General features: G+C 44.6%; 11 protein-coding genes. 1 reads left to right on the forward strand and 10 read right to left on the reverse strand.

The genetic code is table 11. The features are described from left to right. Nucleotides 1-75: 75 nt before the first annotated feature. The 10 genes from ACM0OZ_RS03885 to ACM0OZ_RS03930 form a co-directional block, all read right to left on the reverse strand. Nucleotides 76-405, reverse strand: a complete 330-nt coding sequence (locus ACM0OZ_RS03885; protein ID WP_332995083.1) for a ferredoxin family protein — start codon at nt 403-405, stop codon at nt 76-78. Beyond that, nucleotides 402-2,039, reverse strand: coding sequence for an FAD-dependent oxidoreductase (locus ACM0OZ_RS03890; RefSeq protein WP_414581513.1), 1,638 nt, complete (start codon nt 2,037-2,039; stop codon nt 402-404). Before ACM0OZ_RS03890 ends, ACM0OZ_RS03885 begins: the two co-directional genes overlap by 4 nt. 332 nt (nt 2,040-2,371) lie before the next feature. Continuing rightward, entirely contained in the window at nt 2,372-3,436 is a 1,065-nt protein-coding gene (locus ACM0OZ_RS03895) for an aliphatic sulfonate ABC transporter substrate-binding protein (protein ID WP_414581514.1), read from the reverse strand. A 188-nt stretch (nt 3,437-3,624) separates the two neighbouring features. Next, a complete protein-coding gene (locus tag ACM0OZ_RS03900; RefSeq protein ID WP_414581515.1) occupies nt 3,625-5,109 on the reverse strand; it encodes an amidohydrolase family protein in 1,485 nt (494 codons plus the stop codon). 58 nt (nt 5,110-5,167) lie between these two features. After that, nucleotides 5,168-6,652 (reverse strand): amidohydrolase family protein, encoded by a 1,485-nt coding sequence (locus ACM0OZ_RS03905; protein ID WP_414581516.1) that lies wholly within the window; start codon nt 6,650-6,652, stop codon nt 5,168-5,170. A gap of 773 nt (nt 6,653-7,425) precedes the next feature. After that, nucleotides 7,426-8,175, reverse strand: a complete 750-nt coding sequence (locus tag ACM0OZ_RS03910; protein ID WP_414581517.1) for an SDR family oxidoreductase — start codon at nt 8,173-8,175, stop codon at nt 7,426-7,428. Between the two features lie 184 nt (nt 8,176-8,359). Next, a complete protein-coding gene (locus ACM0OZ_RS03915) occupies nt 8,360-9,340 on the reverse strand; it encodes an aldo/keto reductase (protein ID WP_414581518.1) in 981 nt (326 codons plus the stop codon). Between the two features lie 76 nt (nt 9,341-9,416). Beyond that, on the reverse strand, nt 9,417-10,073 hold the full coding sequence (locus ACM0OZ_RS03920; protein WP_414581519.1) for an HAD family hydrolase: 657 nt from the start codon (nt 10,071-10,073) through the stop codon (nt 9,417-9,419). A 45-nt stretch (nt 10,074-10,118) separates the two neighbouring features. Then, entirely contained in the window at nt 10,119-10,880 is a 762-nt protein-coding gene (locus ACM0OZ_RS03925; protein WP_414581520.1) for a dienelactone hydrolase family protein, read from the reverse strand. A gap of 34 nt (nt 10,881-10,914) precedes the next feature. Beyond that, nucleotides 10,915-11,115 (reverse strand): hypothetical protein, encoded by a 201-nt coding sequence (locus ACM0OZ_RS03930; RefSeq protein ID WP_414581521.1) that lies wholly within the window; start codon nt 11,113-11,115, stop codon nt 10,915-10,917. A gap of 217 nt (nt 11,116-11,332) precedes the next feature. Between ACM0OZ_RS03930 and ACM0OZ_RS03935 the strand changes: the two genes are divergently transcribed. Beyond that, nucleotides 11,333-12,652: an MFS transporter gene (locus tag ACM0OZ_RS03935; protein ID WP_414581522.1), complete on the forward strand. Its 1,320-nt coding sequence runs from the start codon at nt 11,333-11,335 to the stop codon at nt 12,650-12,652. Nucleotides 12,653-12,701: the final 49 nt, after the last annotated feature.

Genomic DNA, 12,701 nt, shown 5'->3' on the forward strand with positions numbered 1-12,701 from the left:
ATCTCTCCAAGGTAGAATGTGTGATCCAAAATTAAAAAAATGCAATTTATGGGTGCGACATCTGACAAAAAATAGCTACGGAGAATATTTGAAGAATTTGGCAGATTGTTCTGCTTGGGCTGCTGGGGTGCGTCCTCGTCCCCATCCCAACTTTTGGCGATAGGTTCCGAGCAATCCAGACTGGACTAACATCTCCTCATCGACCGCAACTGATTCGTCTGCCTGAGGGGCAACAAACAAAGCATCGACCGGACAATACAGTTCGCAAAGATAACAGGTTTGGCAATCACTTTTACGAGCGATTTTAGGGGGAGCATTGGGTACTTTGTCAAAGACGTTGGTTGGGCAAGCGGTTACACAAATATTGCACTTGATACAACGAGATTCACTGACCAGTTCAATCATTGTTTTACTAACTGCCTCACTGAAATATCTTGTTCAGGCTTGACCCAAACATGATCTAGTCCACCACTGATCAAACGATGATGTTGTTTGGCATCTAGTTGCGGATAGTTTTCGTGTTTGTGCATCCCGCGAGATTCTTTGCGTTCTAAAGCAGTGGCGTACATCCACCGTGCTGTTGCGACCATTGATGCAGCTTCCCTACCTTGTATTGCTTGCTGGTTTGACAGAAACGATGTGTTGCGAATTTCATTCCACAAATCGTGCAGTCGATCAAGTGATTCTGACAGACCTTGTTCTGTGCGGAACAGGTTGCGATTATAAGGAGTCACTTCTGCCTGCACTGCTCGAATCACTTCTATAGGGTCAAAGGTAGTGTTGCTGTCAGGATGGAGCGCTGCGCCATCAATTCTCTGCACTGAGCGCTGATTCACCCTATCCCCTAATTGACGAGCATAGGAAGCAGCTGCCTCGCCTGCCCAGTAACCAGAAGCAGTCGCCCATGCCGCATTCGGACTGCCACCTCCCGATCCACCACCGCAGATGAGTTCTCGCGTTGCGGCATCTCCAACCGCATAAAGACCGGGAACAGATGTGGCGCAAGTTTCATCAACAATCCGCAATCCACCTGTGCCGCGCACGGTTCCCTCGAAACGTAGTGTGACGGGGAATCGTTGCGTGAAGGGGTCAATCCCAACTCGTTCAAAGGGTAAGAAGAAGTTATGTTGAATTGTTCGCATCCAACTTTTTTCTTCTTCAGAGGCTTTATCGATACAAGCGTAAACAGGTTGGGTCAGCAATGTACGCGCAATAACTCGGCGATCGACGCTTGCGGCGCTGGCACCTGTGCAATCACCCTCAATGACAGTACCATCTTCATAAGTAAAAGTGGCATAGCGGTAATACGCGCCCTTCGTAACGGAGGCAAAGGCGGGAGTCAGGGCGTAGGCATTGGAAAACTCCATGCCCGATAATTGAGCACCCACCTCGGCAGCCATGAGATACCCATCTCCTGTGAGGACATTGCAGCCCAAGGCTTTGCTGAGGAAAGCACAACCCCCAGTAGCAAGAATCACCGCTGCCGCTCGGACTGTCCACAGTTCATCCGTTTGCCGAGAAATCCCCTTTGCTCCCGCCACGGCACCGTCTATATCCACCAGCAGTTCCAGTGCAGGGCTATGGTCAAGGATTTTCACCCCTGCCTTTTTCACCTGTTTTCGCATCAAGCGCATATACTCTGCACCTTGATGCAGTGAAGGAAGATAAACATCCCCATTGTCATCGTGGGAAAAGGGATAGCCCCACTCAACTAGCCGATTTAGGTTAATCCTGGTTTGATCCAAGACGCGATTCATCCAGTAGCGTTCAGAGAGGAACCCGCCTAACGTTTCTCGTCTGGACAACTCCGCCTCGCGGTTCGCTTCTTTTGAAATATACCAAACAGTTGTGCCAGCAGCAGCTGTGGCTCCGCTGGTTCCGCAATAGCCTTTATCTACGAGGATGACCTTCGCCCCTTGAGTTGCCGCACTCCAAGCTGCCCAAGTACCTGCGGGTCCACCTCCAATGACGAGGACGTCCGCTTCCAAATCTAGGTGAGAACTGGGAGTAGATGCTGGCTCTGAATGATGAGTACTCACGGTTGCTGATTCTGCTCCATAAAACTTATACAAATCGCTCAAGTCTGAGCAAATCGATGTTTACTTCCCGTTTTTACCAAGACAGTCGGCTGTTCCTTACAAAATACATAAACCAATAGGCTTACCGTATTTTATAGCAATCAAGGGAAAATGGCGTGATAGCAAGTCCGCTTAATGACTTATAACTCCTGCGTTACCTCACCCCAACCCTCTCCTTACTAAGGAGAGGGTGCCGCAGGCGGGTGAGGTTCTTCGTTTTTTATAAGTGTTCATTCGGACATGATATAATACATTGCTCTACACCATCCTTGAGTCCCAGTAGTGTCATAATGCTATTTTTGACTGATTGTTGGTGGAGTAATTGCTGCATATTGTTCCGACGTCAGCATGGCTTCCCGAACATTGAGAGGTTTGGGAAGCAAGCCATTTTTATAAAAGTAATCTGCAATCCGCTGTTGCTCCTTGATTAAATCTGGGGAAATGGCTCTCAATCCATAGCCGCGACGGCTGATGAACAACTCCATCACATCGGTCGGTAGTTTCTGATACGGTGCAATGAGTTTTGCAGTCTCTTTGGGATGTGTCTGTGCCCAGCGCTCGATTTTATCAATCTCCTCAATGACTATTCGCAGCAATTCCGGATTATTGATTGCAAACTGCTTTGCCCCAATGTAGTATCCACCAGGGGAATCAAGCCCTACGGCATTCTTGATGACCCTTGCCTTACCCAATTTTTCAGCGCGAGCTAGATGGGGATCGCCTGTCACCCAAACAGGAATTTTCCCTTCCAAAAATGCACTACTAGCATCTACATTAGGTATACTCAGGACTTGAATATCGCGCTTATTTAAACCCACTTGTTCCAAAGCTCTGAGGATAAAATAGTGAGATGCAGAAGCTTTTTGGAAGACCACTTTTTGTCCCTTAATGTCCTTGAGCGTCTTGATGGGAGAATTTGGCGGGACGGCGATCGCACTCCTTCTACCATCACTTCGCCGACCAACAACATAAGCGATTTGAGCGCCAGCCGCTTGGGCAAATATAGGAGGGGTTTCCCCAACATTACCCAAATCTATTTTGCCGACATTCATCGCTTCCATCAGCTGTGGACCTTGGGCAAATTGCGCCCACTCCACCTTAATACCCAAAGGTTCCAGACGCTTTTCCAATACTTTCGTTACCCTAACCAAATCCCCAGCTTGTTGATACCCCATGCGGAGGGCTTTAGTCTTAATTCTAGATGTTTGAGTGTCTGATACTTGGTTAGTAGAAGATTGGTTTTCTTGCGTACAACTGACTAATGTCAGCGAAGTTGCTATGGTTAACAATCCTGGCACTAAGTGCAGCGTAAAGCGGCGAAACATTTTGAGAGACTGAGGTTTGACTGCAGCAACCATAGCTTTTTTCTTAATTAAGAAGTATTGCAACTATCAATCGAAACTCCAAATATGAGGTGACTTTTGCGGGGGCATGCAAGACAATTGATCAAGGCAAAATTCAAAATTCTAAGAAGGAGTCAGGTGGACAATGCCCACCTAAACTCAAGTAGCCCTAATCGTTCGTAAAATCAAATAAATTTGTTCTCTTAGCGACCAACACTCGCCAGATATTCTTCTGCTTCTGTCTCAATTGCCGTACCTTTGAAGAAGTCACGATTGAGACTGGTGTACAACTCCAAGGGATGGATAGATAGGAAGTAGCGCAAGTCTTCTTCGCTGAGAATCCCGTTTTCGACCATGCTGTAAGCGTTGGACACAACAGCTGTAATATCAGGTACATCCCAGTGACCGGAATCAGAACCCAGGAATGCTTTGACTCTGTCGCCAAATGGATTCGCTTTTTGATAGAAGGCGTAGGCAACGCGAGTGTCGTCTGATTCTGTACCGAAGTAGAAATGATTCAAGAAGCGATCGCGTACATCTTCTGCTTTTGTAATCCCAGCAGCAGCAAATTCATTGAGATCACCAGGATCTTCAGGTGCAAAGTATTTTCCGTGGAAGCCCAAACCACTACCAAGTTGCTCAAAGCGGTCTTTGACTTCTGGACCAGCATAACGAGCGAACAGTTCGCGCAATTCCTCCCGGTTTACGTTACCAGGATGATTATTCTGGAGAATATCCGGATTGCGGGTTTCCCAGTGCCAAATAATATCAGCATAGAGGCTAGCACCCCAATCCGAACCACCTTCTAGAAAAGCAAACTTCAGGGTGGGGAAGCGATGGGTAACACCACCAAAGAAGAGGGCTTTGCAGAATGCTGCGGCTGCTGAAGCAAAATGACCAATGTGGTTGTATTGGTAATTGGAAATCGAGCGCCGCTGTGTCCAACCCATACTAACCGCGTGGGTAGTAGGGACAACTTTCAGTTCTACGCACTTTGCCCAGAAAGGATCGTAATCGTAGGCACTATCCAAAGCGAAGGTATCAATCCAGGTTGCTTCTCGCTTCACTTCGTCGGGGTAATTCTCAAAGGCAGGAATGACGCGGGTCACGTAAGCAGGAATTTGAAGAGCTTTTAATCCCAGTTCTTTCACCGCATATTCCAATTCCTCAATTCCTTCTTCTGGTGTGTGTAAGGGAATCGTAGCAACGGGAGCTAGGCGATCGCCATAAGCACGGAAAATATCTGCATGGTAAAGATTAGCTGCTCGACAAACAGCCCGCCGCATTTCTTCGTTCTTGATTTGCGGTGCCAAGGTTGCCAGGTTGGGGTATAATACAGCAAAGTCTGTCCCGGCTTCTTGCAAGCGCTCATGCAGTAGTTTTGGCAAGCTGACAGTGGCCAAACTCAAGGTATCCTTAGTGGGACGACCCCAGAAAGGAGCGCGGATAGTGCGATGAGTACGGCGTTCTTCCAAAGTTTGCTGATGTCCGCGAAACAAACCTGTTCCGGGTAGATGCTCCCGGAAGAGATCAACAATCTTAGAACCACCCACCTGCTCTAAATAATCGAGAAAAGCAGGTTCAAACTCCTGAGTATGCACGTCAGTGTCGATAACTGCATACCCCAATTTTTCGCGAATTTCTGCAGAGCGAGTCTTCTTTTTGGGACGTTCCAATGCAATGGTCATGAGAAAGTCTCCTTAAATTTGCAAAACCCTGATACTAAGAAGAATTATTAGCGACTAACTAGCGACCAACACTCGCCAAATATTCTTCTGCTTCTTTCTCAATTGCCGTACCTTTGAAGAAGTCACGATTGAGGCTGGTGTACAACTCCAAGGGATGGATAGAGAGGAAGTAGCGCAAATCTTCTTCGCTGAGAATGCCGCGTTCCACCATGCTGTAAGCGTTGGATGTAACGGCTGTAATATCCGGTACATCCCAGTGACCAGAATCGGAACCGAGGAATGCCTTAACGCGATCGCCAAATGGATTCGCCTTTTGATAGAAGGCATAAGCAACGCGAGTGTCGTCTGATTCTGTTCCGAAGTAGAAGTGATTCAAGAAGCGATCGCGCACATCAAGAGCTTTCGTAATCCCAGCCGCAGCGAATTCATTGATTTCACCAGGATCGTCGGGTGAGAGGTATTGACCGTGGAAGCCTAAACCACTACCAAATTGATCAGCACGACCTTGGAATTCTGCTCCACCGTAACGGCGGAAGAGTTCTGCCAATTCTTGGCGATCTAAATTAGCAGGATTGTTGTTTTGCAAAATCTCTGGGTTACGGGTTTCCCAATGCCAAATAATATCAGTATAGAGGCTAGCACCCCAAGCCGAACCACCTTCTAGAAAAGCAAACTTGAGGGTAGGGAAGCGATGGGTAACACCACCAAAGAAGAGTGCTTTGCAGAACGCTCCACCTGCTGAGGCAAAATGTCCAATGTGATTGTATTGGTAATTAGAAATTGAACGGCGAGCAGTCCAACCCATACCAGAAGCGTGGGTTGTGGGGACAACTTTCAGTTCTACACACTTTGCCCAAAAAGGGTCATAATCGTAGGCACTATCTAAGGCAAAGGTATCAATCCAAGTTGCTTCTCTTTGTACTTCTGAAGAATATTTCTCGAAGCCAGGGATGACACGGGTAACGTAAGCAGGAATTTGAATCGCTTTGAGTCCCAGTTCTTTGACCGCATATTCCAATTCTTCAATCCCTTCTTGGGGTGTATTCATTGGAATGGTGGCAATTGGGGTGAGGCGATCGCCATAAGGACGGAAGATATCTGCATGATAGAGGTTTGCTGCACGGCAAACAGCCCGACGCATTTCTTCGTTCTTGATTTGAGGTGCAAGGGTTGCCAGGTTGGGGTATAGTACAGCAAAGTCTGTCCCGGCTTCTTGCAAGCGCTCATGCAGTAGTTTTGGCAAACTGATAGTGGCAAGATTTAAGGTGTCCTTGGTGGGACGCCCCCAGAAGGGAGGACGAGCAGTACGATAAGCACGGCGTTCTTCCCATGTTTGCTGGAACCAACGAAAGCGACCAGCTCCAGGTAGATGCTCTTTGAAGCTATCGACAATCTTAGAACCACCTACTTGAGCTAGGTAGTCGAGAAAGGCAGGTTCAAATTCCTGGGTATGTACATCGGTGTCGATGATGGGATAACCTAGTTGCTCCCTAATTTGTGCTGAGCGAGTCTTCTTCTTGGGACGTTCAAGCGCAATTGTCATGATCGTTTCTCCATGGTTATGTCACTCGTTGACTTTCACAAGTCGTAAACCCTGATAAAAATCAAAGCTCCACGACGGAGTAGAAATCCAAATTTCAAACGTATAGCTCAATCTCAACCTCTGTTGCCCTGTGGTAAGGGCTAAGGCGAATTGCCTGTTGGAGTAAAACTCTAGTTTTCGCTCTTGTATGCCTGCTCTTTGACTGGCATTGCTTGTATGAGCTATCTGTACTTGACCCTCAACTTGCCTGAATGATTTCTCTATGTGGTGTTTACACCGGAGTCTCAAAAATACTACTGTTTCTTGACTGGTTTATCGATGATTTAATTTAGTAGTATTACATAGCCCCAGCTAAAACACAACTATTTAGCAAACAAACTTTATGTAATTCAAAATTTTAGATTAACTAATTATTAGCTAATCTAAATATACAATGAGCGTATGTGGCTATAAAAAAGCCACAATCTAAGTGAATTAAGTTGACCGAACAAGTTCTCTTTCGGGTGGGCATTGCTTGCTGATATCTCAAATGTCCATCAGGTAAGCTTTTATGAGCAATGCCCCGAAGTTCCCTAGGTTGGGAAACCCTTTCGGCAGTCGCCTGCTGCGGGAAACCCTCCCGCAGCGCTGCCTCACTGCAGGACTTCTCTCCACCTTACGATTTGTGGTCTAATCATCCCAAAAGCGCTGTAAGTTGACATCCTCTTAAGTCTGCTTTGCAACACCTCCATGACGGCGATGCCTAAAAATTCAGAGAGCTATAAATCTGAATATTACCGTTCTTGCTGAGTCGGTCGGATAAGAATTTCATTCACATTAACGTGCTGTGGTTGGGTGACAGCATAGATAATCGCCGCTGCAATATCCTCACTTTGCAGTGGTGTAATTGACTTGCGTCGTTCTTCACTGATTTGTTTTGCGACTGGGTCAGTAATATGATTGTTAATTTCCGTGTCCACCAAACCAGGCTCAATAATAGTAACGCGGATGTTATCTTTTAACATTTCCTGTCGTAATGCTTCGGAGAACGCATTCACGCCCCATTTGGTCGCATTGTAAATACCAACCCCCGCCCGTGCAATTCGACCAGCTACTGAGGAGATGTTGACAATGTGTCCCGATTGTTGCGCCTTAAGGATGGGTAGGACAGCGTGAGTCGTGTAAAGCACTCCCAAAACATTAACATCAAACATCCGTCGCCAGTCTGCGGTATTTCCACCATCAATATTACCAGTCAACGCCACACCTGCATTGTTGACGAGGATGTCCACTCGCCCCAACTCTTCGTTTGTCTTTTGCACCAGGTTGTTTGCCTGCGTTTCGTCAGTTACATCAGTAACGATGGGTAATGCCTTGCCACCACTGGCTTCAATACGTTTTGCTAGAGCTTCCAGACGTTCAGCACGCCTTGCAGCAATTGCTACTTGCGCCCCCTCTGCCGCCAAGGCAATTGCGGTAGCTTCACCAATACCTGACGAGGAGCCAGTAATAATTGCAACCTTTCCGTCTAATTTACCAGCCATATCTAACTCTTTTTGCAGATTTGTCAGAATTACTACATCTTCTAAAAGCTATAGCACTTCTCATTTAGATGAAGTAATTATTTATCTGTGTCCATCTGTGTCCATCTGTGGTTCTCCTAACTTGATGTATTGCAGTCAATTAAGAACCGCTATAATGCCATTACTCTATAGAGGTGTAGATATTCTAGCTATGCCCCAAGATGGGGTGAGGTTTGTAAGGTTCCTCAAGCAACTTTCGCTCATCATCAGAAAGTACTAAATCCACAGCCTCAACCGCATCCTTAAGATGCTCTATCTTACTAGCACCAATAATGGGTGCTGTTACGCCTGGTTGGTGTAACAACCAAGCTACAGCAATTTGTGCTGGTTTAACGCCGCGTTTTTGAGCCAAGTCTACGACGCGATCAACAATTTGAAAATCCGACTCTTGATAATAGAGATTATGGGCAAACTCATCAGTTTTTGCCCGCACAGTCTCACCATAGCCTTGCTTTTGTCGATTTCCAGCAAGAAAGCCACGCGCTAGAGGACTCCAGGGAATAATCCCAATTCCCTCAGCGCGAGATAATGGCAGTACCTCTCGCTCTTCTTCCCGATAGACTAGGTTGTAGTGATTTTGCATGGAAACAAAGCGAGTCCAACCGTATTTATCTGCCGTATAAAGGGCTTTAGCAAATTGCCAAGCGTACATACTTGAGGCACCAATGTATCTCACTTTACCAGATTTGATGACATCATGCAGTGCCTCCAAAGTTTCCTCAATAGGTGTCTCGTCATCCCAGCGATGAATTTGGTACAAATCTACGTAATCTGTTTGTAGCCGTCGCAATGAAGCATCGATGCTATCAAAAATATGTTTGCGAGAGAGTCCCCTGTCATTGGGTCCATCACCTACTTTATTGAAGACTTTAGTAGCAATAATGACCTGATCTCTTTTGGCAAAGTCTTTGAGTGCCTTTCCTACGATTTCTTCGCTGACTCCCAAGGAGTACACATCGGCTGTGTCAAAGAAATTAATTCCTAACTCCAAAGCAAGTTTGATAAAGGGGCGACTCTCTTCTTCTTCCAGCACCCATTCCCTCCACTGGCGAGAACCATAAGTCATAGTGCCAAGAGATAGGCGGGATACTTTTAGTCCAGTTTTGCCAAGATTGACGTACTTCATAAAGCTGATTTAAGGATATTTGCTTCGTACAAAACTACCAATTTGCCAAGAAAACAACAGATTGAGATACAGCTTTTTAAGGGTGATTGGGCTGCTTAAGTAACTCTGGCAACAATCTCATATCATTAAATACAATACATGCACCAGCTTCTCGTAGTTTTTCTGGGTTCATTAGTTCTGCATAACCAAATACTGTCATACCTGCGTCAACTCCAGCCTTGACACCCGTTGGTGTATCTTCAATAACCACACACTGTTCTGGAGAAAATCCCATTTTCTCAGCTGCATATAAAAACACATCTGGAGCTGGTTTGCTGCGTGCCACTTCTGTAGCACTAAATATTTTACCTAAAAAGTAGGGAAGTAAACTTGTTTTACTTAAAGCCTTCTGTAACCATTCATAATTGCTATTTGAGGCAACACAGTAAGAAAGTTTCAGCTGACTTAAAACATCATGTATTCCCTGTACGGGATGCAAGTCTATCATAAAAGCTTGTATCGTTCGTTGCCTAAATTCAATAGCAAAATTGTCTGGTACAGATTTACCAAACATATCTTTGATAATTTCTAAACATGTAGCCATGGATTTGCCAACACAAATATCAAATATCTCCTCTAAAGTCAGAGATAGTCCTATCTCGTTGAGCATTTCAGCAAAAATAGTATATGCAATTAGCTCGCTATCTACAAGAACACCATCACAATCAAAAATAACTAAATCGAATTGATCCATTTATTTCCAACCAACTCCTCAAACAAGTTACTCAATTAAGGATACTTACACTTTCGTCTGAAGTTCCTTTTGGAACAGTTCCTTAACTTTGACCCAGGCATCAGCAGCAGCTTCTGCATTATAACTACTACGATGGTTACAGAAAAAGCCGTGATCTGCAGGATAGCGAAAGACTTTATGAGGAATCTGGTATTTCTCTAACTCTGCTTCAATTTGCTGTGTTTGTTCTTGGGGAATTCCTGCATCTTGAGTGCCAAAGAAGGCGTAAAGAGGAGCCTTAATATCTGAGGTACGGGTAATAGTAGGCGCACCACCACCAAGAGTAGAGTTAGTGATACCACCACCGTAGAAGGAAGCTGTCGCTTTGATTTCAGGTAGCGTTGCTGCTAAATATACAACGTGTCCTCCAAAGCAGAAACCGATAGAACCAATTGCATCACCATTCACATTTGGCAGAGTTTTGAGATAGGCGATCGCTGCTTGAATATCGCTCAATAATTCATCTGCTTTGGTCTGTTCTTTATATTTTCTGCCAATCTGGATGTCTTCGGGGGTGTATCCAGCTTCAAAACCAGGAGCAATCCGTTGAAAGATTGCAGGTGCAATCGCCACATACCCCTCCTGGGCTAGTCTTTGTGTCACTTCCCGGATATGAATATTCACTCCAAAGATTTCCTGAATCACAATCACACCGGGAAAAGTTCCCTCAGCCAGAGGTTGGGCTAAGTAAGCATCTATTTGCAAATCGCCATTAGGGATAGTGATGTGAGCAGTGCGAATTGCTGTCTCTGTTGCTGTGTTTGTCATCTTCGTGATGCGTTGGGATATCTTTTTTAGTATACTACTGTATATCGACCGAATAACCGTCTTTAATCTGAGGCATTGTATGCCTCGAATCTCCGATTCGAGGAGAGGTTTTCTGAAGCAAAACCTCTGGGTATGTGCAGGCGATGCGGAAGCCGCCGTTAACGCGATGCTCCCAAAGGGAGCCGATACGCGATTGCCCTCGTGCTTCCCACCGCGCTGAGTCCCTTTGGGACACGCACTCGCGTATGCCTGCGGCACGCTTTGCGCGAACGCGCGATTGGCTTTGCCACTGCCCCTTGGGCAATCGCCAGTCTTGGTATTCTTGTTAGTTTATATTAAGCGTGCTAACTTTATGACTATCTAATTTTAAGCTTTTCAAAAAAATTAGAATCAGCGAAATCAGCGAACTTTTGCTCGGCAAGTTTGCGAAATCTCCCTAAAGGAAGATACTGATGCAACAAAGTAATCAAGAAAACTCTAAACCTGGCAAAGTATTGTTTGGTTTTTTGCAGATTCCACCTGCTCTTAAATCCTCGAATGTCTGTTGTTTCGTCATAGGAGAAAGTGTCTCTTTCTTTGGGTCTTGGATGACTCAAATTGCTTTGATATGGATGGTTTATCAACTAACTAATTCAGCCATATTAGTTGGTATCGCAGGATTTACCAATCAAGCAATAGGTTTAGTTATTACACCTTTAGTAGGAGTCTTACTTGATCGTTGGAACTTACGATATGTCTTACTAACTACCCAAGTAGTATCTATTTTGCTATCTTCTAGCCTCACTTTTCTCACTCTTAACGGTCACATTACCGTTACATGGATTATCATTATCGGAATGCTTCAGGGAATAGTAAAAGCTTTCGATCTACCAGCACGTCTAGTAATGATTCCTAGACTAGTAGAGCATAAAGCAGATACTTATAGTGCAATCTCTATCCACTCCTTCCTGATTAATACAGCTAAATTTGTCAGTCCTATGATTGGGGGATTACTACTGAGTCAATCCGGAGCAGGTGTCTGTTTTTTAGTAGATAGTATTAGTTATATACCTTTTATATCTGCTATTATCACTGCCAAAATAAAGCCGATTTTCAATATTCCCTCACCTCAAAAGTCTTCTTTTTGGAAAAACTTAAAGGAAGGCTTTACTTTTGCATATGAATCCTTACCTATCAAATATGTTTTGATGTTACAATGTTCAATTTGCTTTCTGGCAATGACTTATATAAATTTAATGCCAATTTTTACCAAACAAGTTTTGAATGGTAATGCTGAAATCATGGGATTTTTGATGACGGCTTCGGCATTTGGTTCTATCGTAGCAGGTCTTTATTTGCTGCTGCGGAAACAAGTCACAGGCTTGGATAAAATTATAGCCCGTTCTGCGATGATTCTCGGTTTAGGTTTGATAGTTTTTTCTCGATCAACCAGTTTAGAAATTTGCCTAGTGTTAATTTTTATTGTTGGCATGACTAATACTCTCACTCTCGCAGCTATTAGCAATTTTATTCAATTAATTCTTGTTGACGAAGATAAACGAGGTAGAGTCACAAGTATATTCACTACAGGTTTTTTAGGAATACTACCTTTTGGAAATTTATTTTTTGGTGGATTAGCAGGTCAAATTGGAGTTGCTAATGCTTTACTCTTTGGTGGTATTTCTTGCTTTATAGGAGCTTATTATTTTGCTAGAAAATTGCCTGAGATAAAAAAGAGAGTATGTCCCATATACAAAAATATGGGTTTAATTCCACAATCAAATAAAAGCTGATGAAGGAAAGTGATAATCTTACAGCAACAAATAAACTCAAAACACTAAG

Origin of the sequence: Scytonema sp. PCC 10023 (assembly GCF_963920835.1) — a bacterium.
Classification (GTDB): Bacteria; Cyanobacteriota; Cyanobacteriia; order Cyanobacteriales; family Nostocaceae; genus Kalymmatonema.